The sequence below is a fragment of the Actinoplanes sp. NPDC051494 genome, assembly GCF_044454705.1.
GTDB lineage: Bacteria > Actinomycetota > Actinomycetes > Mycobacteriales > Micromonosporaceae > Actinoplanes.
Genome location: NZ_JBITDZ010000002.1, coordinates 386,741 through 408,352, shown reverse-complemented (window position 1 = coordinate 408,352; position 21,612 = coordinate 386,741). Strand labels below are relative to the sequence as shown.

Genomic DNA, 21,612 nt, shown 5'->3' with positions numbered 1-21,612 from the left:
CCGTCCGGAAGGAGCACAACCCGTGAAACGCATCCTCCTGTACGCCGCGGCGGCCGTCCTCGCCTCCACGGCCGCGGTCACCGTCCTCACCAGCGGTCCCGCCGAAGCGCACGGCGCGATGATGGTGCCCGGTAGCCGTACCTATCTCTGCTGGAAGGACGGCCTGAGCTCGAACGGCGCGATCCAGCCGAAGAACCCGGCCTGCGCGGCCGCCGTCGCGCAGAGCGGTGTGACGTCGCTCTACAACTGGTTCGCCGTGCTGCGCTCCGACGGCGCCGGGCGCACCTCCGGCTTCATCCCCGACGGCCAGGCGTGCAGCGGCGGCACCGGTGGCCCGTACGACTTCAGCGGTTTCAACCTGGCCCGCACCGACTGGCCGGTGACCCACCTCACCTCGGGCGCGAACCTGCGCTTCGACTACAACAACTGGGCGAAGCACCCGGGCACGTTCAAGCTCTACATCACCAAGGACACGTGGAGCCCGACCCGCGCGCTGGCCTGGAGCGATCTCGAGTCCACCCCGTTCTCCTCGGTCACCAACCCGGAGTCGACCGGCGGGCCGGGCACCGTCGACGGGCGCTACTCGTGGACCGCGGCGCTGCCGTCGGGCAAGAGCGGCCGCCACCTCATCTACTCGGTGTGGGCGCGCTCGGACAGCCAGGAGACGTTCTACGGCTGCTCCGACGTGGTCTTCGACGGCGGCAACGGCGAGGTGACCGGCGTCGGTGACGGCACCACGACCCCGACCACCCCGCCCGCCACCACACCGCCCGCCACCACACCGCCCGCCACCACCCCGCCGGCTACCACCCCGCCCGCGACGACTCCCCCCGCTACGACGCCGCCCGCCACCACTCCCCCGCCGTCGTCGACGGGTTGCACCGTGACCTACAAGACCACCAGTTCCTGGGGTGGCGGGTTCCAGGGCGAGCTGAAGATCAACGCCACCAGCGCGATCTCGGGCTGGATGGTCCACTTCGTCTGGGACAGCGGGCAGACCGTGACCCAGACCTGGGGCGGCACGTACGGGGTGATGGCCGGGACCGCGATGATCTCGCCGGAGACCTGGAACAAGTCCCTGCCGGCCGGCGGCTCCACCACCGTCGGGTTCCTCGCCAACGGCACCCCACCGGCCACCCTCAACGGCCTGTCCTGCCTGCCGGCCTGATCCCCAGGAGCTCCCGCGTGCGATACCGACCCGTCCTCGCCACGGCCCTGGCCGCGGCAACGAGCGCCGGCCTGGGCATCATGCTGGCCCAGCCGGCCCAGGCCGCCGACTCCCCCTACTACGTCGACCCGCAGACCCAGGCCGCCCGCTGGGTCGCCGCCAACCCGAACGACTCGCGCACCGCGGTGATCCGCGACCGGATCGCGAACGTGCCGCAACCGCGCTGGTACACCGCCAACAACACGGCCACCGTGGCCGGTGAGGTCGACAGCTTCACCGGCGCGGCGGCCGCCGCCGGCAAGATCCCGATCCTGGTGGTCTACAACATCCCGAACCGGGACTGCTCCGGTGCCAGTTCGGGTGGGATGCCCAGCCACGCCGCGTACCGGGCGTGGATCGACCAGGTCGCGGCGGGCCTGCGCGGCCGGGCCGCCGCGATCATCCTCGAACCGGACGTGCTCGCGCTGATGACGACCTGCCAGTCCGCGGCGCAGCAGGCCGAGACGTACGCCTCGATGGCGTACGCGGGCAAGGCCCTGAAAGCGGCGTCGGCGCAGGCGAAGGTCTACTTCGACGCGGGTCACTCGGCGTGGCTGGCCCCCGCCGAGGCCGCGGCGAGGCTGAACCGCGCCGACATCGCGAACAGTGCGGACGGCATCTCGGTCAACGTCTCCAACTACCGGACCACGGCCGAGAGCACCACGTACGTCCGGAACGTCATCGCCGCCACCGGGGTGTCGCGCCTCAAGGGGGTCATCGACACCAGCCGCAACGGCAACGGCCCGGCGGGCAGCGAGTGGTGCGACCCGGCCGGCCGGGCGATCGGCACCCCGAGCACCAACCAGGTCGCCGACGCGATCCTGGACGCGTACCTGTGGATCAAGCTGCCCGGTGAATCGGACGGCTGCATCGGCGCCGCGGGCCTGTTCGTGCCGCAACGCGCCTACGACCTGGCCGTGGCCGCCGGCCCGGTCACCACCCCACCCACCACCCCGCCCACGACACCGCCCACGACCCCGCCGGTCACCACCCCGCCGCCGACCACGCCGCCTCCCTCGGGGGCGACCTGCGCGGTGACGTGGACGGCCAACCAGTGGTCCACCGGCTTCACCGCGGACCTGCGGATCACCAACAACGGCCCGGCGCTGAGCTCCTGGCGCCTGACGTTCACGGTCGGCAGCACGGTGGTGCTGAGCAACGGCTGGAACGGCGTCTGGTCGCAGTCCGGCACCACGGTGACGGTGGCCAACCCGGCCTGGGCGGGCACGCTCGCCTCGGGCGCGAGCGTCACCACCGGTTTCCAGGCGAGCTTCACCGGCAGCCCGGGCACGCCCGCCGGGTTCGCCCTCAACGGAACACCCTGCACCGCCTCGGTCTGATCCACCGGCCCGATCCACGGGCCACCACGAACGGTTCCGCCCGGTCGGAGAGCACTACTCCCGGCCGGGCGGAACGCCGTTTCCGGGTGGGACCGACGGCGAGACTGCCGGTGAGGGGCGCCCCCGTTCTTCACCCCGCACCGGCGTCCCACGCTCCGCTGGGGAGCCGGTGAACGTCCCGGCGATATGGACCGGGGCTGCGGCCGGCCGGGAGAACGGCCGGCCGTGCCCGGTGTCGCACCCGCTTGTACTGCCCCCTCGGGTGACATCGTCGGAGAGCGACACTACGCTCAGATCGAGCGCGCACGCAACGACCGTTTAGCCGTGCCGCTCTCGCAAAACATGTGTTTAGCATGATGGTCGGGACGGGGGTCCGAAGTGGAGCTGGCCGGCAAGCTCAATCACCTTTTCTCGACGTTCCGGCCCCGGCCGGAGGAGATCCAGCGGGGCCGGCCCGGCCGGGAGTATTTCAACAGCGAGCTCGCCGACCGGATCAACGGGCCCGGCGAGGTCGCCGACCGGATCCGGTGCACCGTCGGCGACGTGAGCATCAGCGGCGCCTACATCGGTGAGCTGCGGCAGGGCAAGGTCACCGATCCGCGGCTCAGCCACCTGAAGGCGCTCGCCCTGGCGTTCGGGGTGCCGGTCAGCTACCTGGTCGAGGACGACCCCGGCGGGCCCGCCGCCGCCGACGTCGCCCGGGATCTCGAGCGGCTCGCCGAACTGCGCCGGGCCGGGGTGCGCCAGGTGCTGCTGCGTGACGTGCTGGCCGGGACCGGGCTCTCCGACCGCAGCCAGGCGGCGATGACCGCGATCTTCGAGCAGTTGCTCGAGGTCGAGGGCATCGCCGGGCCACCGGTCGCCGGGCCGCAGCCGGACGACCGGTGATCATGGCGGTGTGGCGTTCGGAGGGCGGACAGCTGGACAACGCCGGGTTCCGCCGGATCATCCGCGAGTTGCGCCTGCCCCGGCGCACCGGGGTCGCCGAGCTCTGCGCCGCGGTCGGTGACCGCCTCGGCCGGCCGGTCCGGCTGCGGCGCGCCGAGCTGCCACCCGAGCTGCCCAGCGGCCTGGTGCTGGTCACCGGCACCGCGTTCGTGGTGTTCCTCGACGCCCTGGCCGACCCGTGGCTGCAGGACGGCATCGCCTGCCACGAGCTGGCGCACCTGCTGCTCGGGCACCATCTCGAACCGCTGACCGACCCCGAGGCCAGCCGGCGCATCCTGCCCACGCTGGAGCCGGGCACGGTGGACCGGGCGCTGACCCGTACCTGTTACGACGAGGATTCCGAGCGCGCGGCCGAGGCGCTGGGCACCGCGTTGTTCGGCCGGCTCAACCCGTGGGTCCCCGGGTCCGGTGAGGCCGTCATCGACCGTATCGAACGAGCGCTGGGATCCGGGTGAACGACGTCTTCTATCCGGCGGCCGCCGCGGTGGCGTGGGCCGCTCTCGTCTACCGGCTGGTCCGGGGGCTGCGCCGGGATCCGGGCGACCCCGCGCTGTACGCGATCTGTGCCGCGTTCGGGCTCATGGGCCTGATCTTCACCGTCTCCACACCGGTGGTCTGGGGCGCGCTGGACGCGGCCGCCGGCGTGCCGAACCTGTCGCTGCTGGTGTCGCAGGGCGGCGTGGTCGCGTTCTCGGCGACCATCCAGTGCCTGATCATCTTCTGGACGCACCCGCGGCGCGAGGGATGGCGCCGGGCCCGGTGGCGGGTCGCGGGCGTCGCCGGCGCGCTGGTCCTGATGGCGGTGCTGTTCGCCCGCACGGCCGAGCGGGAGGAGTCGCGGCACACGGCCGCGGCGACCTACGCCCACGATCCGATGTACGCGGTGTATCTCGCCGTCTACATCGCGGTGGTCACGGTCGGCGTGGTCGACATCATCCGGCTGTGCCTCGCCTACGCGGGGCGCACCGGCGGGTCGTGGCTCAGCCGCGGGTTGCGCACCACCGCGGCGGGCTCCGCGCTGGGCCTGGTCTACTGCGGACTCCGGACCGGGACACTCGTCGCCGCGCAGCTGGACCGGGACCCGTACACCTGGGAGTTCCTCGTCCCGCCGGTCTCCGCCCTCGGAGCGATGCTGATCGTCATCGGTCTCACCCTGCCGGCGCTGGGTCCGTGGTTGTCGCAGCTGCGGGCCCATCGCACGCTGCGCCCGCTCTGGGAGGCGGTGCGGGTGACGACCCCCGAGGTGGTGCTCGGTCCCGGTTCCGCCCGGGGTGCCGACCACCGGCTGCACCGGCGGATCATCGAGATCGGCGACGGGTTGCGCGCGGTGCGCGACCACCTCGGCGAGCAGCCGGGCCGGGTCGCCCTCGCTGCCGCCCGGCACGCCGGTCTCGAGGGCGACAACCTGCGAGCCGTGGTGTACGCGGCCCGGTTGCGCGTGGCGTTCGCCGAGCACGAAAGAGAACGGCGGGCCCACGGCGGCGAGCCGGACGCCGGCGAAGCGGCCCGTCGGCGACGCTGGGACTCCTGGCATGACGCCCAGCCCACCGCCGCCCAGCCCACCGCAGCCCAGCCCACCGCCGCCCAGCCCACCGGCACCCCACCCACCGGCACCCCGCTGACCCTGCCCCCGTCCGGCGATCCGCTGCCCGAGCGGGAGCCGAGCCACGACCTCGCCGCCGAGGCCCGCTGGCTCTCCGCGGTGGCGGCCGCCCTGTCCCGCTCCCCCGTCGTGGCCGACGTCGCCGCGACGTGCGCCACCGAAAGGACCGATCGCGTATGACGCAGTCCCTGCCGGCCACCATCGTCTCCGACCCGCACGCGGTGTACGCCCGGCTGCGCGACGAGGGCCCGGTGCACCGGTTCCTGCTGCCCGACGGTGCGACCGCGTGGTTCGTGACCCGGCACGAGGACGCCCGGGCGGCGCTCGCCGACCCACGGCTGTCGCTGGACAAGGCGTACGCGTCGCAGGGTGCCTGGAAGGGGTTCAGCCTGCCCCCGGCGCTGGACCGCAACCTGCTCAACATGGACCCGCCGGACCACACCCGGCTGCGGCGGCTGGTGGCGCAGGCGTTCACCCCGCGGGCGATGGAGCGGCTGCGCCCGGACATCGAGCGGGTCGCCGACGCGCTGCTGGACCCGGTGGTCGAGGCCGGGCACGGGGACCTGGTCGCGGTGTTCGCCAAGCTGCCGGTGGTCGTCATCTGCGACGTGCTGGGCATCCCCCCGCAGCGCCGCGGCGAACTGCGCAACTGGGCGGGCGTCATGCTGGCCCCGCCGAGCGACGATCCCCGGGCCGCCGGGCGGGCCGTCGTCGAGATCCAGGCGTTCCTGCTGTCGCTGATCCAGGACAAGCGGGCCGACCCCGGCGACGACATCCTGTCCGCGCTGATCATGGCCCGGGACGACGGCGACCGGCTCAGCGAGGACGAGCTGACCTCGCTCGCGTTCCTCACCCTGATCGCCGGGTACGAGAACTCGGTCAACCTGATCGGGTTGTCCCTGCTCACGCTGCTGCAGCACCCGGCGCAGTGGGAGGCCCTGCGCGACGAGCCGGAGCTGCTGCCGAACGCCGTCCGCGAACTGATGCGCTACGAACCGCCGGCCCCGGTGGCGTTGCGCCGATTCCCCCGGGAGGACATGGAGATCGGCGGGGTGCCGATCCCGGCCGGTGACACGGTGCTGATCTCGATCGCGTCAGCCGACCGGGACCCGGCCCGATACCCCGACCCGGACACCCTCGACCTGCGCCGCGACACGTCGGCCCAGCTGTCGCTCGGGCACGGCATCCATTACTGCCTCGGCGCACCCCTGGCCCGCATCGAGGCCGAGGTGGCGATCGGCGCGGTCCTGCGACGCCTGCCGAACCTCAAGCTCGACACCGCGGTCGAGGACCTGACGTGGCGTTCGTCCTACCGCACCCGGGCCCTGCTGGCCCTGCCGGTGCGGGCCTGACCGCGTTTCCCGGATTCACCTCTCGTTTCCCGGCTGGACAGCTGGGAACGGTCCCTCTACATTGGGAATCACGCCGTTGCGAGTTCTTCCCCCGTGGAATTCGCAGCGGCGTCTTTATTGGCAGCGGCGTCTTTATTGCCCGGCTGCTTCCGCAACCGGACGGCGGCCAGGCCGCCCAGCGGGATCAGCGCCCAGCACGAGAGCACCCGGTACACCACGACCGCCGCGGCGGCGGTGACCGCCGTGGCGCCGACCGCGGTCAGGCCGGCGACCAGGGCCGCGTCGATGACGCCCACGCCACCCGGGGTCAGCGGGATCTGCCGCACGACCTGGACCCCGAGATACATCCCGGCCAGGGCCGTGACACCGACCGGCAGGCCCACCGCCCGGCACGCCGCGACCAGGCACAGCAGGTCGGTGACCCAGTTGAGCGCGAACAGCAGCACGGTGGCGGCCCAGTCCCGGACCCGCAACGAGGACCCGGCCCGCCACGCGTCGCGGGCCGACGCCAGCAGACCCCGGACGTACCGCAGGACCCGGCCGTCGTGCCGGTCCCGGTCCGTGGGCCGGGGCGGGCGGCGCGCCTGCCGCCGGCCCACCACGACGGCACCCGCGGTCACGGCCACCAGAGCGGCGACCACGGCCAGCGGGCGCGCCTGGAGCAGGGTGCCGGGGTCGCGGGTGAGCGCCAGCGCGCCGCCCGCGACGTACAGCAGGGCGAGGCCGGCGATGGAACCCAGCCCGGAGACGACCATCGAGGCGGCGCCGAGTTCCCGGGACGCGCCGCGGCGGGCGTACTGCTTCAGCGCGTAGGCGGCCGAGACCGCCGCACCGGCCGGCAGCGAGATGGAGATCGCGGTCCGGGCGAGCGTCACCGCCAGGGCGTCCCCGAACCGCAGGCGGACCCCGAGGGCGCGCAGCACCTGACGCTGCTGGACGGCGAACGCGGCGATCGACAGCACCTGCCACCCCGCGGCGAGCGCGACCCACCGGTGATCGGCGGCCGCCAGCGCCCCGGTGAACTCGCGGGGATCCGGGATCCGGCCCCACAGACCGAACGCGCCCAGCCCGAGGGCCGCGGCGATCAGCAGGGGCAGCCGCAGCCGTTTCCTGGTCCGGGTAGGCAACACCCGGCCATCCTGGCAACCGGCGTCAACCACCGGGGCGACAGGTCCCGGGTATGCGAATCCGATCACTCGGGCGGGAAATTCCGGGGCAATCCGTGGTGGTTATTCCGTGCTAGGCTCACCGCGTTGTCCATCACATTCCTGGCGCCCGATGGATAAGCGTTTCCTGTCGGGCGATTTGTTCCCTTGACGCTTCTGAACTGCCCTGATCTCGCGGCGGCCCACCGGTTCGGTGGGCCGCCGCGTTTGTTTCCCGCGTATTCCAGAATGCATCATGCCGGTTAACCGGGCTCCGGGACGACCAGCGCGATGATCAGTGCGGACATCCATTCCGGGTCGCGCAGCCGGTCGCCGTACAACTCCCGCAATTGCGTCATGCGGTACCGGACCGTCTGCGGGTGGATGAACAACTCCGCCGCCACGTCCTCGCGCCGGCCCTGGTGCAGCAGCCAGCTCCGCAGCGTCTCCACCAGCTTGGCGGCCGCCAGGTCCCGGCCGCCGGACAGCGGCGCCAGCACCTTGGCGCGCAGGTCGGCGAGGGCCTGCGGGTCGGCGGTCAGCACCAGCGCGGCCAGGTGGTCCTCGGTGTCGACGACCTGGCCGGTGGTCGGCAGCCCGGGGATCTGCAGGGTGCGCACGGCCCGGTCGTACGACGCCTTGGCCCGCAGCCACGGCCGGGCCGGCCCGACCACCGCGCTCTGCCCGCGCAGCAGGCCCAGCACCGCCGCGCGGGAGCTGCCGTCGGCGTCCGGGACGAGCAGGACCGAGCGGTCCAGGACCGAGGGACCGGTCTCGCTCACCCGCAGGGTGCGGCGGTCGAGCAGATCGATCACGGTACGGACGGCGTGCTCCGGGATCAGCACGGCGGTCAGCGTCCGCGGGGGCACCCAGTCGGCGCGCTGGGCGGCGGCGACAACCGTGTGCTCGCCCTCGCCGGCGAGCAGCGCCTGGGTCAGTTGCTCCAGGTGGCGCTGCCGGGCCCGGCCGGAGGAGGCCAGCTCGTCGGCGTGCCCGGCGACGCTGGCCGCGGAGAGCTCGTCGATGTAGGCGAAGACCAGCTCGGCGAAGTGCGCGATGATCGCGGCCGGCTGACCGGTGCCGACGCTGATCGCGGCCAGCTCGTGCCAGGCCACCCGGGCGCCGACCCGGTACGCCCCGAGCAGGGCGTCGAGGCTGCGGCCGCTGCGGGCCTCACCCCGGCCGAGTGCGTACGCCGCCTCGAGCGCGGGCGCCAGCGGTGACTGCTGGTCGGGCCCGTACGCGCGCGACACCAGGCCGAGGAACGCGCCCAGCGCGGCGCGGACCGCACGTTCGATCTTCGCGCCCATCTCGCCGGCGAACGCCTCGGTGTACGCGGGCACCTCGGCCATGATGGCATCGATGGTCTGGGTGGCGACGTGCGTCAGCCGTTCCCGTAGCGGCGCGACGACCTCCGGTGACAACCGGTAGGTCCTGACATCGGGAAGCGGCTCAGTCACACCATCACTCCGGCTTGAGGACTGCTTCTTGTGCCCAGCGAACAAAGAACACGGTCTTATTCACTTCGTCAGGTCAGGACTCTACCCCCGCAACGCAGCAGGCTTGTTACGTGGCTGTTATCCGCAACCTCCGCACCGGCGCCTGGCGCGTCGTGGAACTGATCACCACCCCGGTCGTCCCCGCCGACTACCTCGATGTGGTCGCTCCGCTGCGCAACAAGGACGTCCTGCGCGCCAAGGTCGACGCGGTGCGCCCGGAGACGGCGAACAGCGTCACCCTGGTGCTGCGGCCGGGCCGGGGCTGGACGAAGCACGAGCCCGGGCAGTACGTGCGGCTCGGCGTGGACGTCGACGGCGTGCGGCTGTGGCGCTCGTACTCGATCACCAGCTCCCCGCAGCGCAGCGACGGCCGGATCACGGTCACCGTGAACGCCGTACCCGACGGCGTGGTCAGCACCCACCTGGTGCGTAAGGCCCGGCGCGGGATGATCCTGCACCTGGACACCCCCACCGGGGAGTTCCAGCTCTGCTCGCCGCGCCCCGCCAAAGCGCTGTTCGTGACCGCGGGCAGCGGCATCACCCCGGTCATGGGCATGCTGCGCAGCGCCCTGCACGAGCTCTCCGACGTCGTCGTGGTGCACTCGGCGGGCACCCACGAGGCCGTCGTCTTCGGCGCCGAGCTGCGTACCCTCGCCGCCGAGGGCCGCATCCGGCTGATCGAGCGGCACACCCGCGCCGACGGGCGGCTCAAGCCGGCCGACGTCGCCGAGCTCGTGCCCGACCTGTTCGAGCGCGAGACCTGGGCCTGCGGCCCCAACGAGATGGTCGACGACCTCGAGTCGCACTGGACCGACGCCGAGTCGGCCCACCTGCTGCGCACCGAACGTTTCCGGCCCACGCTGATCAACAGCGGCGGGGGCGGCACCGTCACGTTCGCACAGTCCGGCACCGTGGTCGAGACCGACGGCTCCGAGCCCCTGCTCGACTCCGGCGAGTCCGCCGGCGTGCTGATGCCGTCCGGCTGCCGGATGGGCATCTGCTTCAGCTGCGTGCTGCCGCTGCGCGAGGGCGCCGTGCGCGACCTGCGCGACGGGCAGCTCACCGTCGCCGAACCGGGCGACACCATCCCGATCCAGACCTGCATCTCCGCCGCCGCCGGCCCCTGCACGATCGACGGCTGACCCTTTTCTGTTACACGGAAGACGAGGACCCCGCATGACGACGATCCAGCGCAAGAAGACGAGCCCGGTCGCCCACCTCACGCCCGAGGACATCGAGAACATCGGGATCGAGCTCGACGCCCTCCGCGAGGAGATCATGAGCAGCCGGGGCGAGAAGGACGCCGCGTACATCCGGCGCGTGATCGCCTGGCAGCGTGGCCTGGAGCTCGGCAGCCGCGGGGTGCTGCTGTTCTCCCTGTTCCCGCCGGCGTGGCTGGTCGGCACCGCGGTGCTCTCGGTCGCCAAGATCCTCGAGAACATGGAGGTCGGGCACAACATCATGCACGGCCAGTGGGACTGGCTGCGGGACCCGAAGATCCACTCGACCAAGTGGGAGTGGGACCACGCCTCCCCGGCCGAGCAGTGGAAGCACTCGCACAACGAGCTGCACCACACGTACACGAACGTGGTCGGCCGCGACAACGACCTCGGCTACGGCATCATGCGCGTCGACGAGGACCAGCGCTGGCGCCCGATGCACCTGGGCCAGCCGCTGTGGAACTTCATCAACGCCTGCTTCTTCGAGTACGGCATCGCCGCGTACGACCTGGAGCTCGGCAAGAACCTGGCGACCAAGAAGCGGCGCCAGAAGCCCGAGTTCAAGGCCGCCCTCAAGCAGGTCCGCCGCAAGATCGGCAAGCAGATGCTCAAGGACTACGTGGTGCACCCGGCGCTGTCCGGCCCGTCGTTCCTGCACACCATCGCGGCCAACGCGACGGCCAACGTGATCCGCAACATCTGGAGCCACTCGGTCATCATGTGCGGCCACTTCCCCAACGGCGTCGAGACGTTCGAGAAGACGTCCATCGAGGGCGAGACCCGCGGCGAGTGGTACCTGCGCCAGATGCTCGGCTCGGCCAACATCAGCGGCAGCCGCGCCATGCACATCATGACTGGCAACCTGTCGCACCAGATCGAGCACCACCTGTTCCCGGACATGCCGAGCAACCGCTACAAGCAGATCGCACCCCGGATCCAGGACCTCTTCCAGCGGTACGGGCTCACGTACACCAGTGGTCCGCTGCCCAAGCAGGTCGCCTCGGCCTGGTACAAGGTCTTCCGGCTGTCGCTGCCGAACCGCGGCGAGGCGGCCATCCGGCGCCCCGTGGAACGCAAGCCGAAGGCCGTCTCCACCCGCTGGCGCCCGGTGAACGCCCCGGTGGCCGCGGCAGCTCCGGCGCAGGACATGGCGGCCAGCACCACGACAGCGTGAGCGACCGGCGGTAAGGTGGCCGTAGGTGTGCCGGGAAGTCTGGTCGGCGATGACGTCGCCGACCCCTCCGGAGGATCACACCGATGGCCACCACCGCCGCTGCCACCACCGCTGCCTCTGCCGCCCGCCGCATCGCTGGTTTTCTCCGCGCTGAGACCGTCGGCGGGGCGTTGCTCATCGGCGCGGCGGTCGTCGCGCTGATCTTCACCACGGTGGCACTGCTCGCGGGCGGCGACGACCTGCGCGGCTGGGCCATCCCGGTGGCCACCGACATCGCGTTCGCCCTGGCGATCCTCAGCGTCGCCGGCCGCCACCTGCCCGCCGGGCTGCGGACGTTCCTGCTCACCCTCGCGATCGTGGACGACCTGCTGGCGATCCTCGTCATCGCCGTCTTCTACACCACCGGCCCGCACCTGATCCCGCTGGCGGCCGCGCTGCTCCCGGTGACCGTGTTCGCCCTGCTCGTACGGCGCGGGGAACGCCGCTGGTGGCTCCTGCTGCCGCTCGCCGGGGCCACCTGGTTCCTGCGGCAAGGCGATCGGCATCACCGGCACCACCTGGCTGGTCCAGCGCTTCACCGGGGCCCGGCTCGCCGACGGCCTGAGCTGGTGGGACGTGCTCGGGCTGGGCGTCCTCGGCGGGGTCGGCTTCACCGTCGCCCTGCTCGTCGGCGAACTCGCCTACGGTCCCGGCACCCCGCGCGACGGCTCCGCGAAGGTGGGTGTCCTGGCCGGCTCCCTGCTCGCCGCCCTGCTGGCCCTCGCGATCCTGCGCCTGCGCAACCGCCACCACCGCCGCCGGGCCGCACTCGAGGAGTGACCCGCCGCCGACCACCCACCCGGCCGGGGCGCGGGGTCAGCGGGTGACGTCGAGGACGAAGCGGTAGCGGACGTCGTTTCGGCGCAGGCGGTCCATGGCGGCGTTGACCTCGGACAGGCCGACGACCTCGACGTCGGCGGTGATGCCGTGCTCGGCGCAGAAGTCGAGCATCCGCTGGGTCTGGGGCAGGCCGGCGCTGCCCGAGGCGGCGAAGCTCTTGCGGCCGATGAGCAGGCTCATCGGGTCGACCGTCCACTTCTGCGGGATGCCCAGGACGCAGAGCGTGCCGTCGAGGGCGAGCGCCCGCAGATACGGTGCCGGGTCGTGGGCCCCGGACGCGGTGTCGAGGATGAACGCGAACCGGCCGTTCTGGGCGGTCATCGCGGCCTCGTCCCGCGAGACGATCACCTCGTCCGCGCCGAGCTCCAGCGCCGCCTGTTCCTTGGCCGCCGTGGTGGTGAAGACCGCGACCCGGGCACCGAGGGCCTTGGCGAACTTCACCGCCAGGTGGCCGAGCCCGCCGAGCCCCACCACGCCGACGAGCGTGCCGGGGCCGACGTCCCAGCGCACGAGCGGCTCCCAGACGGTGGCGCCGGCGCACATCAGCGGGGCGGCTCCGGCCGGGTCGAGTCCCGCGGGCAGGTGGTAGGCGAAGTCCTCGCGGAGCACGTACTCCCGGGAGTAGGCGCCGCGCGTGGTGGTCCCGTCGTGGTAGTCGCTGCCGCCGTACGTGGTGACCGGGAATTCCGAGCAGTAGTTCTGCTGTCCGGCCTTGCAGTAGTCGCAGACGCCGCAGGAGTCGACGATGTTGCCGACGGCGACGCTGTCGCCCACCGCGAACCGGGTCACCGCCGCACCCACCTCGGCGACGGTCCCGACGAACTCGTGCCCGGGCACGAGCAGGCCGGAGGCGCCGTCGACGGCGTGGATGTCGGAGTGGCACAGGCCGCAGTGGGTGACGGTGACCGCGATGTCGTCGGGGCGCAGGTCGCGGCGCTCGAACTGCCACGGGCGCAGCTCCTGACCGGGTTCGAGCAGGGCGTATCCACTGGTCTGACGCATGAGGCAGGCCTTCCGTCATACAAACTAGTTGGTTGGTCCGACCGTAACCCCGATTCCCCCGGAACACAAACCATCTAGTTGGTCTGCGCGCTGATAGGCTGGCCGGCATGGCAGACGGGCAGGCATCCCGGCGCCGGCTCCTGGACGCGGCGAGGGACGAATTCGCCGAACGCGGCATCGCGGGCGCCCGCGTCGACCGCATCGCGGCCACCGCGAAGGTCAACAAACAGCAGCTGTACGCGTGGTTCGGCAGCAAGGCCGGCCTGTTCGACGCGGTCTGGGAGGAATCCGTCCGGGAGATCGTCGACGTGGTCCCGCTCACCGGCGAGGACCTCCCGGGGTACGCGGCCCGGCTCTACGACGCGTACCTCGACCGGCCGTTCCTGGTGCGCCTGAGCACTTGGGCCCGCCTGGAACGCACCCCGACCGGCGACCTGTTCCCGCACCACGGCGACCACCACGCGGTGAAACTCAAATCGATCGCCGACGCCCAGGACGCCGGCATCGTCGACCCCGCCTACCACCCGCAGGACGTCCAGTCGCTGGTGATCGCGATGTCGATGGCCTGGGCCCCGGCGAGCAGCACGATCACCGCGGCCCCCGAGGACTCGGGCGCCGAGCACACCCGCCGCAAGAAAGCGCTGCGAGCCGCCGTCGACGGGGCGTTCCGGCCGGCCCCGTAGTCATTTGACCTATGCCGCCGACCGGGCGGCGGCCTCTAGCGTGCACATCATGGAACTCGATCTCACCGGTAAACGCGTCGTGGTGACCGGCGCCGGGCGCGGCATCGGACTCGCCGTCGTCCGTGGATTCGTCGCCGAGGGTGCCCACGTGGTGGCCGGCTCGCGCAAGATCAGCCCGGCCCTGCGGGAACTCGCCGCCACGGGCGCGGTCACCCCGGTCGCAGTGGACCTCGCCGGCCCCGGCGGCCCGGACGACCTCGTCGCGGCGGCCGGCGACCGGGTGGACATCCTGGTCAACAATGTCGGGCTGGCCACGCCCCGCCCGGAGGGCTTCCTCGCCGTCACCGACGACATGTGGGCCACCACCTGGAACCTGAACGTGATGGCCGCGGTCCGGGCCACCCGGGCGGTCCTGCCGATCATGCTCGCGGCCGGCGCCGGCGTCGTCGTGAACACCGGCTCGGTCAACGCCCGGCTGGCCGACCCGCTCGTGGTCGACTACTCGGCCGCCAAGGCGGCACTGACCAACCTCGCCAAATCCCTGTCCAAGGAGTACGGCTCCCGCGGCATCCGGGTCAACACCGTGGCCCCCGGCCCGGTCGCCACCGATCTCTGGCTCGGCACCGACGGCGTGGCCGAGACCGTCGCGGCGGCCAACGGCACCACGCCCGACGAGATCGCCGCCGGTGCCGCCGCCGCGATGGTGACCGGCCGGTTCACCCGTCCCGAGGAGGTCGCCGACCTGGTCCTGCTGCTGGCCAGCGACCGCACCGGCAACGTCACCGGAGCCGAGGTCAGCATCGACGGAGGCATGCTGACCAGCTGGTGAGCCGTCAGTAGCGGCCCACGTAGCGGTAGCCGGCGTTCAGGCTGCCCGGCGCGGGCCGCACCGGCGCCAGGGTGTCGAACGGTGCCACGTCCAGGTCCCGCAGCACCTCGGTGGCACCGGCATCGACCGTCGGCACGTTGAGCACGCCCGGGGCGGTGCCGCGCTCCACCCAGTCCATCAGCGGCTGGAGGAACTCCGGCACGCCGATCTCCGCCGGGGCGGCCAGCTCCGGACCGAACAGGCAGTGGTGGCCGGCCGGGATCATGTACAGCCGGGTGTACGCGCCGGCGCCGCCCCGCCGCTGCACCGCCCGGTAGTAGTCCACGGTGGAGAACGGCGGGATGATCGAGTCGGCCCAGCCGTGGTACATGATCAGCTTGCCGCCGTGCGCCCGGAACGCCGCCAGGTCGGGGTCGTTCGCGTGATAGAGGGCGTCACCGACGAGGTTGAGCCGGTCGAACGTGGCCTTCGTGAACCGCACGTCGGTGACATCGAACCCGTCCGGCAGCACGCCCGGGTATCCCAGATACTTCAGGTAGTTGAACGCGGTCCGCCCGGCGTACCCGTCCAGCGGCGACCCGGACCGGACCACGAACTGACCGAGCCAGCCGAGCTCGGAACCGTACGGCACTCCCCCGTTGTAGAGTCCGTCCGGTCCCCGGTAGAACGCCACGACGGCGGTCACCTGCGCCGGTGTGAGGCAGTCCGGCCGGTCGGCACCGGACGGGCAGCGCATCGACGACGGCTGGAACCCGCACCGGCGCGGGTCCATGATCACCTCACCGCAGGCCGCGGCCACCGCGTCGGACAGCGGCCGGATCTTCTCCGGGCCGAGGATCTGCCGGCCGTGCGCGTCGACGTTGCGCACCGCGAGCCAGGCCTGCAGCAACGCCAGCGGGGCCAGGTTCGAGGCCGGGGCGCCGGCCAGGACACCGTCGAAGTCGGCCGGGAACCGTTGCGCCAGCAGCAGACCCTGACGGCCGCCGGTGGAGCAGCCGTCAAAATACCGGTACGCCGGTCCGTGCCCGTAGTAGGCGACCATCAGCGCGTCGGCCGCCCGCCGGAGCCGGTGCTCGGACGTCAGCCCGAACTCGGCCCGGGCCCGCGGGTCGGCACCCCAGGTGGGCGGCGCGGCGCTCGCCGGATCACCGGTGTGCCCGGTGTCGTCGGCGGCCACCACCAGCGTCTTCGCCAGCGCGGCCGGGCAGCGGAAACCGAACAGCGGCAGCGTCAGGCCGGGGACGGTGCCGCACAGGCCGCTGCAGCCCTGCTGGACGTACTGACCGGTCCACCCGCGGACCGGCAGCTTGACGGTGAAGTGGGTGGCCGGGCGCAGCACGCCCCGCACCTCGCAGTACCCGTCGGCGAGGGTGGCCGAGGTGACCTCACCCCGCGAGAGCAGCCGGGCGCATCCGGCCGTGGCCGGTGCGGCGGCGGCACTCACCCCGCCCAGCACCAGGGTCGCCGCGAGCACCAGGATCGCCAGTTTGCGGATCGTCATGTCGTCCCTCCTTCACAGCGCAACGGTGCCAGCCCCGGCCTACCCGGCACATCGGTCCCGGGACGGGACCGCTGCTCATCCCCCGGACGGAGAAGCGCACCTCCTCGCCGTACCCGCTTGTCCGTAGCGCACCGGCCGGGAAGAGTGAGGCCATCGACCGTGACCGTGATCACAGGAGATGCCATGTCGCTGTCCCCGGAAAACCACAAGGACCATCGCACCGGACACCGCGCCGCCGCTTCACCCGACGCCCAGCGTGAGGCGCAGCGCCGGGAGCAGAACGTCACCGACCAGGTCCTGCGCAGCCTCGCGGACACCCCCTCGCCGCGGGTGCGAGAGCTGCTGGAGTCACTGGTCCGGCACTCGCACGCCTTCGTCCGCGAGACCCGCCTCACCGAGGAGGAATGGCGGGCCGGGATCGATTTCCTGACCCGGGCCGGGCACCTCACCGACGCCCGGCGCCAGGAGTTCGTCCTGCTGTCGGATGTGCTCGGATTGTCCATGCTGACCATCGCGGTCAACCAGCCGGCCGAACCGGCCGCGACCGAGGCGACGGTGATCGGACCGTTCTTCGTGGACGGCGCGCCGGAGATCGCCTACGGCGGGGACATCGCCGGCGGCGCGAGCGGTCAGCCCTGCTGGGTGCAGGGCACGGTCCGCGACATCTTCGGTACGCCGGTGCGGGGCGCCCGCCTCGACATCTGGGAAGCGGACGACGACGGCCGGTACGACGTCCAATACGGCGACGAACGAACGTCCGGACGTGGTCATACGCGCACGAACGACCACGGCGGGTACGGATTCTGGTGCGTGACGCCCACCGCGTACCCGATCCCGGTCGACGGCCCGGTGGGTGACCTGCTCACGGCCGCCGGCCGCAGCCCGATGCGCGCCGCCCACCTGCATGTCATGGTGACCGCGCCGGCCTTCCATCGACTGGTGACGCACATCTTCGTCCGCGGCGACGACCATCAGCACGCCGACGCGGTGTTCGGTGTGAAGGACTCGCTCATCGTCGACTTCGACGCCCAGCCGGCGGGCACCCCCACCCCCACCGGCCGCCCCGTGGCGGGCACCTGGACCCGCGCCGAGTTCGACATCGCCCTGATCCCGACGGCACCGGCCGAACCCTGACCGCGCGAGCCCTGACCGCGCGGGCCCCGACCGCGGGGGTCACCAGCCGGTGGTGCCGGGGCCGCCCTTGAAGGGGCCCGCGATGTCCGGCGTGATCCAGCCGCCGTAGAAGTCGCCGTCCTGGGCGCGGACGAGTTCGCCGTCGACCCGGCACTCGCCGACGCGGCTGGGGTAGAAGGCGACCGCTCCGGCCAGGTCCGCGTACCCCTCGGTGGGATTTTCGTAGGACCAGCCGGCCTGACGCACCGTACCCAGATCCCAATATGTCGCGTCGCCCTTGAATTCGCAGAACGAGCGTCCGGGCGCCTCCCGCAGCACTCCCGGCGCGATCTCGTCGCGTGGCACGTAGTAGACCGGCGGGTGGGAGGTCTCCAGCACGCGCCAGCAGCGGTCGCTGTCCACGACGACCTGGCCCGCGTGGGTGATCGTCACGCGGGCGGTGGTGCGTTCCAGGCGGGGTGGCCGCGGGTAGTCCCAGACCGATTCCATACCGTCACCGTACGTCGCCGGGTGCGGTGCCGGGGCGGGTGGGTTGCGATGTGGTGCGCCGCGCGATCGGCCCGGGTTCGCGTCGATAGGAGCGGTGTGACGGGAGTCCCTGCGCTGACGGCCGGGCGTTCGCTGGTGCGGACGCTGGGCTTCGCGGTGCTGTACCTCGTGGCCACGTACGCCGGCCGGCTGACGATCATGGACGGCACGAACCTGAGCCTGGTATGGCCGGCGGCGGGGGTGGCCGCGGTGTGGTTCGTCGCGCAGCGCTCGTCGCGGTGGCGGGTGTTCGACGTGCTGGCGCTGGCCGCGGTCACGATGGTGGTCAACACCGCCACCGGCGCTCCAGCCGTACTCGCGGCGCTGTTCTTCGTCGCCAACCTGGCGCAGGCGTGGATGTTCAGCTATCTCTTCGGGCGCTGGCTGCCGGATCTCTGGGGTGGCGGCGGCACCGCGCCGCTGTCCCGTCCGCGGCACCTGTGGCTGCTGGTCGCGATCTCCGGGCTGGCCACCGCGACCGGCGCGGTGATCGGGCCGACCGCGGTGTGGCTGGTCACCGGCTCGTACTCCGCTCCCGCGGCCGCGGTGTGGATGGCCCGCAACACGGCCAGCATGCTGCTCATCGGCGCGGCCGGACTGTGCGTCGGCGCCGGCCTGCGCCGCCGGACCGGGCCACGGCCGATCACGATCGAGAGCATCGTCGTCACCGTCGTGTCGGCGGTGGCCTACCTCGCGGTCTTCGGTTTCCTGTACGGCCAGCCGCTCGCGTTCGTGCTGATCGTCATGACGGTCTGGGCCGGGTCACGGCTGAGCACCACGTTCGTCGTCTTCCACGGCCTGATCCTGGGATCCGTGTCGGTCGTGTGCACGCTGCACGGCAGTGGCCCGTTCGCCGCGATCGCGTCCCATCCCGTACGGGCGCTGGTCGGGCAGTTGTTCGTCGGGGTCGTCGCCGTGGTCGGGCTGGCCGTCGCGCTGGGCCGTGACGAGCGGGTCGCGGTGCAGCGGGCGGCGGCCGACCAGGCGCGGCTGCTCACCACGATCATCGACTCGATGAGCGAGGGCCTGGCGGTGGTCGACGCCGAGGGACGGTTCCTGCTGACGAACCCGGCGTCACGACGGCTGATCGGCACGGTGAGCGGCACCGGGCAGGCGGCCGGCAACGACTTCTACGGATTTCACCGGACGGACGGGACGCTCGTGCCGGCCGGCGAGTTGCCGTTCCAGCGGGCACTGGCGACCGGCGAGCCGGCCGGGGCGGACATCATCGTGCGCAACGCCGGGGTACCGCAGGGCCGCACGCTCGCCGTCCGGGCGGTACCGCTGCCCTACGACATCGACGGGCGCCGCTACGCCGTGAACGTGTTCTCGGACGTGACCGCGCAACGGCGCCAGGTCGACGAGCTCGTGGCGTTCGCGGGGGTGGTCGCCCACGACCTGAGCAACCCGCTGACCACGGTCGAGGGCTGGGCCGAGATCATCGCCGAGACCGTGCCGGCGGGCACCGAGGCGGCCGGCGGCATCGCCCGGATCAGCCGGGCCGGGGCGCGGATGCGCAGCCTCATCGAGGACCTGCTGTCGTACACGATCGCCCGGGACAGCGCGCCGGCCCCCGAGCGGGTCGCTGCGGCGGAGCTCGTCGCCGCCATCGCCGCGGACCGGGCCGACCAGGCCGAGAGCTCGGGGACGCCGGGACCGGACATCACTTGCGGCGAGCTGCCGGACGTGGAGGCGGACCCGGACCTCGTACGGCGGTTGTTCGACACCGTGATCGGCACCGCGATCAGGTACGCGGTGCCCGGCCGGGCGCCACGGATCGTGATCGACGGGGAACGCGACGGGGACGTCGTACGGATCCGGGTGTCCGACGACGGCATCGGGATCCCGGCGGGCGGCCACGAGGCGGTGTTCGAGAGCTTCCACCGCGATCCCCGGGTCGCGGGCACCGGTCTGGGCCTGGCCATCTGCCGGCGCATCGTGCACCGGCACGGCGGCACCATCACCGCGGCCGCCAACCCGGGCGGCGGCGGGACGACGATCACGTTGACGCTGCCCGCCTACGCGAGGGCACGCTCGATCGAGCCCAGGGTGCCGGTGGACGCCGAGGTCACCCGTACCTCGCTGTAAGCGCTCATCAGCTGCGGGCCGGCCGCGCCGGGCACCCGGACACAATGCGTGGCGGCGGACCCCCAGGCCCGGCCGGTGCCTGTCATCCCCGCGTCACAGGGTGGCAGGCTACCCCCGGCCGGGCACGGCCATGCCTCGTCCACCCGCTCGGGGTGGTTTGCAGAGGGCGACGACGATCACCGCGCCGAGGACGGCGATCAGGGCCGGACCGGTGAAGATGACCATCTCACCGAAGGGGACGGCCCATCCCCAGAGCGGACCCTCACCGTACGAGGTGCCGTGGCGCAGCACGGCGACGAGGTCCCGGAGCGACTGGACGACGGCGGGCAGCAGGGACACGGCCGCCCCGAGCGTCAGCAGGCCGGCGAACACCCCGGCGACCTGGACGTGTTCGATGCGGCGGCTGGCCCAGCCCGCGTACAGCCAGCCGGCCACCATGCCGAGCAGCCAGCCGGCGGCGAACCCGAGCGGCATGCCGGCCGGTTCGGCCCGGCGGACCTCGACCTCGAAGGTGCCGCCGGAGGCCGGGAGGAGGCCGTCGTTGTACCAGGCCACCATCGTCAGCACCAGGCCGTCCTTCGTGGCGGCCGGGCCCGGGCCGGTCCGCCAGCCGGCCGCGGTCAGCCGGGCGGCGACCTCCTCGTAGTATCCGGCCGGCTCGGGCATGGCGGTGCTCCGGTCGACCTCGTACCGGACGTACCCGAACCGGGCCTCGCCGTTGCCGTTGACGCTGAGCGCGTCGCGCCGCTCCAGGGCCGGGGCCGTGGTGCCCGGGGTGACCAGCGCGGCGATATCGCTCATCTCGGAGGCCGTGGGCAGCGGGCGGCCGGTCTCGCCGAACAGCCGGGCGCCGAGCGACGCGGTGGCGAACCCGGCGAGGAGCGCGACGGTGAGGGCGACGAACACCACGCTCCGGCTGCCCGGGCGCCCGAGACGGGCGCGGGGGGCGTGCCGGAGCACGTCCACGACCTCCCGGAGCCGGGGTGCGGTGCGGCCGGCGGCCTCGGCGGCCATGACCATGGTGTCCAGCAGCTCGTCCCGGCGCGGTCCCGGCGGGTAGGCGCGCACGAGCAGGCGGTATCCCCTCATGCCGGCACCCCCGCCGGGCCCTGTCCGAGCAGCCGGGTCGCGGTCGCCGCCTTGCGGCTCAGCCGGTGGGTCTCCGCGGTCAGCGCGCTGCTCCCGTCGCCGGTGAGCCGGTAGTAGCGGCGTAGCCGGCCCTCGACGACCTCCTCCCGGTCGACCGCCACGAGTCCTTCCACGGCGAGCCGGTCCAGGGCGGCGTACAGCGTCGCGGCGAGCAACCGCGTCTCGCCGCCGGAGAGCTCGGCGACCTGGCGCATCACGCCGTAGCCGTGGCGGGGCTGATCGATGAGGGCGGTGAGGATCCAGAACGTGGGTTCGCGCATCGGGCGGGCCATCCGACCAATATACAAATGAATTGACTATGTACCAACGAGTAGGTTGACCGTCAGGTCGT

Annotated in this window: 20 protein-coding genes and 1 pseudogene; 14 read left to right on the top strand and 7 right to left on the bottom strand. The window is 72.5% G+C overall.

The window, feature by feature from the left end:
* The first annotated feature begins 22 nt into the window (after positions 1-22).
* The 6 genes from ACIA6A_RS08580 to ACIA6A_RS08555 all read left to right on the top strand — a co-directional run bounded on the left by ACIA6A_RS08580 (position 23) and on the right by ACIA6A_RS08555 (position 6,450).
* A complete protein-coding gene (locus tag ACIA6A_RS08580; RefSeq protein WP_396096846.1) occupies positions 23-1,168 on the top strand; it encodes a lytic polysaccharide monooxygenase in 1,146 nt (381 codons plus the stop codon).
* 17 nt (positions 1,169-1,185) lie between these two features.
* Positions 1,186-2,547: a glycoside hydrolase family 6 protein gene (locus tag ACIA6A_RS08575; protein ID WP_396096845.1), complete on the top strand. Its 1,362-nt coding sequence runs from the start codon at positions 1,186-1,188 to the stop codon at positions 2,545-2,547.
* A 378-nt stretch (positions 2,548-2,925) separates the two neighbouring features.
* On the top strand, positions 2,926-3,435 hold the full coding sequence (locus tag ACIA6A_RS08570; protein WP_396096844.1) for a hypothetical protein: 510 nt from the start codon (positions 2,926-2,928) through the stop codon (positions 3,433-3,435).
* Between the two features lie 2 nt (positions 3,436-3,437).
* A complete protein-coding gene (locus tag ACIA6A_RS08565; protein WP_396096843.1) occupies positions 3,438-3,950 on the top strand; it encodes a hypothetical protein in 513 nt (170 codons plus the stop codon).
* Positions 3,947-5,278 carry an MAB_1171c family putative transporter gene (locus ACIA6A_RS08560; RefSeq protein WP_396096842.1) on the top strand — a complete coding sequence of 444 codons (1,332 nt, stop codon included), beginning with the start codon at positions 3,947-3,949 and terminating at the stop codon, positions 5,276-5,278. Before ACIA6A_RS08565 ends, ACIA6A_RS08560 begins: the two co-directional genes overlap by 4 nt.
* Positions 5,275-6,450 carry a cytochrome P450 gene (locus ACIA6A_RS08555; RefSeq protein ID WP_396096841.1) on the top strand — a complete coding sequence of 392 codons (1,176 nt, stop codon included), beginning with the start codon at positions 5,275-5,277 and terminating at the stop codon, positions 6,448-6,450. The genes ACIA6A_RS08560 and ACIA6A_RS08555 overlap by 4 nt, the downstream gene beginning before the upstream one ends.
* Positions 6,451-6,518: 68 nt before the next feature.
* On the opposite strand, the gene ACIA6A_RS08550 is transcribed toward ACIA6A_RS08555, so the two are convergent.
* Positions 6,519-7,580, bottom strand: coding sequence for a YbhN family protein (locus tag ACIA6A_RS08550; RefSeq protein ID WP_396096839.1), 1,062 nt, complete (start codon positions 7,578-7,580; stop codon positions 6,519-6,521).
* Positions 7,581-7,858: 278 nt separating this feature from the next.
* Positions 7,859-9,055 (bottom strand): PucR family transcriptional regulator, encoded by a 1,197-nt coding sequence (locus ACIA6A_RS08545; protein WP_396096838.1) that lies wholly within the window; start codon positions 9,053-9,055, stop codon positions 7,859-7,861.
* A gap of 110 nt (positions 9,056-9,165) precedes the next feature.
* Between ACIA6A_RS08545 and ACIA6A_RS08540 the strand changes: the two genes are divergently transcribed.
* The 4 genes and pseudogenes from ACIA6A_RS08540 (at position 9,166) to ACIA6A_RS08525 (ending at position 12,307) form a co-directional block, all read left to right on the top strand.
* Positions 9,166-10,236, top strand: coding sequence for a ferredoxin reductase (locus tag ACIA6A_RS08540; protein WP_396096837.1), 1,071 nt, complete (start codon positions 9,166-9,168; stop codon positions 10,234-10,236).
* Between the two features lie 34 nt (positions 10,237-10,270).
* A complete protein-coding gene (locus ACIA6A_RS08535) occupies positions 10,271-11,488 on the top strand; it encodes a fatty acid desaturase family protein (protein WP_396096836.1) in 1,218 nt (405 codons plus the stop codon).
* 83 nt (positions 11,489-11,571) lie between these two features.
* Positions 11,572-11,955: pseudogene (locus tag ACIA6A_RS08530) on the top strand (Na+/H+ antiporter NhaA); the annotation flags it as partial.
* 70 nt (positions 11,956-12,025) lie between these two features.
* Positions 12,026-12,307 carry a Na+/H+ antiporter NhaA gene (locus ACIA6A_RS08525; protein ID WP_396097612.1) on the top strand — a complete coding sequence of 94 codons (282 nt, stop codon included), beginning with the start codon at positions 12,026-12,028 and terminating at the stop codon, positions 12,305-12,307.
* A gap of 36 nt (positions 12,308-12,343) precedes the next feature.
* Here the strand turns inward: ACIA6A_RS08525 and ACIA6A_RS08520 are convergent, their stop codons facing one another.
* The gene (locus ACIA6A_RS08520; RefSeq protein WP_396096835.1) at positions 12,344-13,369 is read right to left on the bottom strand and encodes an NAD(P)-dependent alcohol dehydrogenase; all 1,026 of its coding nucleotides are present in this window, start codon (positions 13,367-13,369) and stop codon (positions 12,344-12,346) included.
* Positions 13,370-13,476: 107 nt separating this feature from the next.
* Here ACIA6A_RS08520 and ACIA6A_RS08515 point away from each other — a divergent pair, with 107 nt between their 5' ends.
* Positions 13,477-14,052: a TetR family transcriptional regulator gene (locus ACIA6A_RS08515; protein ID WP_396096833.1), complete on the top strand. Its 576-nt coding sequence runs from the start codon at positions 13,477-13,479 to the stop codon at positions 14,050-14,052.
* A 49-nt stretch (positions 14,053-14,101) separates the two neighbouring features.
* On the top strand, positions 14,102-14,881 hold the full coding sequence (locus ACIA6A_RS08510) for an SDR family NAD(P)-dependent oxidoreductase (protein WP_396096832.1): 780 nt from the start codon (positions 14,102-14,104) through the stop codon (positions 14,879-14,881).
* A gap of 4 nt (positions 14,882-14,885) precedes the next feature.
* On the opposite strand, the gene ACIA6A_RS08505 is transcribed toward ACIA6A_RS08510, so the two are convergent.
* Positions 14,886-16,382 carry a tannase/feruloyl esterase family alpha/beta hydrolase gene (locus ACIA6A_RS08505; RefSeq protein WP_396096830.1) on the bottom strand — a complete coding sequence of 499 codons (1,497 nt, stop codon included), beginning with the start codon at positions 16,380-16,382 and terminating at the stop codon, positions 14,886-14,888.
* Between the two features lie 183 nt (positions 16,383-16,565).
* Here ACIA6A_RS08505 and ACIA6A_RS08500 point away from each other — a divergent pair, with 183 nt between their 5' ends.
* The gene (locus ACIA6A_RS08500; RefSeq protein WP_396096829.1) at positions 16,566-17,516 is read left to right on the top strand and encodes a dioxygenase; all 951 of its coding nucleotides are present in this window, start codon (positions 16,566-16,568) and stop codon (positions 17,514-17,516) included.
* A 39-nt stretch (positions 17,517-17,555) separates the two neighbouring features.
* On the opposite strand, the gene ACIA6A_RS08495 is transcribed toward ACIA6A_RS08500, so the two are convergent.
* Complete coding sequence (locus ACIA6A_RS08495) at positions 17,556-18,005, bottom strand: DUF427 domain-containing protein (protein ID WP_396096828.1); 450 nt, start codon at positions 18,003-18,005, stop codon at positions 17,556-17,558.
* Between the two features lie 96 nt (positions 18,006-18,101).
* Here ACIA6A_RS08495 and ACIA6A_RS08490 point away from each other — a divergent pair, with 96 nt between their 5' ends.
* Complete coding sequence (locus tag ACIA6A_RS08490; protein ID WP_396096827.1) at positions 18,102-20,132, top strand: ATP-binding protein; 2,031 nt, start codon at positions 18,102-18,104, stop codon at positions 20,130-20,132.
* 108 nt (positions 20,133-20,240) lie between these two features.
* On the opposite strand, the gene ACIA6A_RS08485 is transcribed toward ACIA6A_RS08490, so the two are convergent.
* Positions 20,241-21,221 (bottom strand): hypothetical protein, encoded by a 981-nt coding sequence (locus ACIA6A_RS08485; protein WP_396096826.1) that lies wholly within the window; start codon positions 21,219-21,221, stop codon positions 20,241-20,243.
* Positions 21,218-21,553, bottom strand: a complete 336-nt coding sequence (locus ACIA6A_RS08480; RefSeq protein WP_396096825.1) for a PadR family transcriptional regulator — start codon at positions 21,551-21,553, stop codon at positions 21,218-21,220. Before ACIA6A_RS08480 ends, ACIA6A_RS08485 begins: the two co-directional genes overlap by 4 nt.
* Positions 21,554-21,612: the final 59 nt, after the last annotated feature.

What these genes read in the sequence shown, in the direction of transcription:
- ACIA6A_RS08565 (WP_396096843.1), top strand. Translation starts at nt 3,438, where the DNA reads ATGGCGGTGTGGCGTTCGGAGGGCGGACAGCTGGACAACGCCGGGTTC.
- ACIA6A_RS08495 (WP_396096828.1), bottom strand. Translation starts at nt 18,005, where the DNA reads ATGGAATCGGTCTGGGACTACCCGCGGCCACCCCGCCTGGAACGCACC.
- ACIA6A_RS08505 (WP_396096830.1), bottom strand. Translation starts at nt 16,382, where the DNA reads ATGACGATCCGCAAACTGGCGATCCTGGTGCTCGCGGCGACCCTGGTG.
- ACIA6A_RS08515 (WP_396096833.1), top strand. Translation starts at nt 13,477, where the DNA reads ATGGCAGACGGGCAGGCATCCCGGCGCCGGCTCCTGGACGCGGCGAGG.
- ACIA6A_RS08510 (WP_396096832.1), top strand. Translation starts at nt 14,102, where the DNA reads ATGGAACTCGATCTCACCGGTAAACGCGTCGTGGTGACCGGCGCCGGG.
- ACIA6A_RS08535 (WP_396096836.1), top strand. Translation starts at nt 10,271, where the DNA reads ATGACGACGATCCAGCGCAAGAAGACGAGCCCGGTCGCCCACCTCACG.
- ACIA6A_RS08500 (WP_396096829.1), top strand. Translation starts at nt 16,566, where the DNA reads ATGTCGCTGTCCCCGGAAAACCACAAGGACCATCGCACCGGACACCGC.
- ACIA6A_RS08485 (WP_396096826.1), bottom strand. Translation starts at nt 21,221, where the DNA reads ATGAGGGGATACCGCCTGCTCGTGCGCGCCTACCCGCCGGGACCGCGC.
- ACIA6A_RS08520 (WP_396096835.1), bottom strand. Translation starts at nt 13,369, where the DNA reads ATGCGTCAGACCAGTGGATACGCCCTGCTCGAACCCGGTCAGGAGCTG.
- ACIA6A_RS08480 (WP_396096825.1), bottom strand. Translation starts at nt 21,553, where the DNA reads ATGGCCCGCCCGATGCGCGAACCCACGTTCTGGATCCTCACCGCCCTC.
- ACIA6A_RS08555 (WP_396096841.1), top strand. Translation starts at nt 5,275, where the DNA reads ATGACGCAGTCCCTGCCGGCCACCATCGTCTCCGACCCGCACGCGGTG.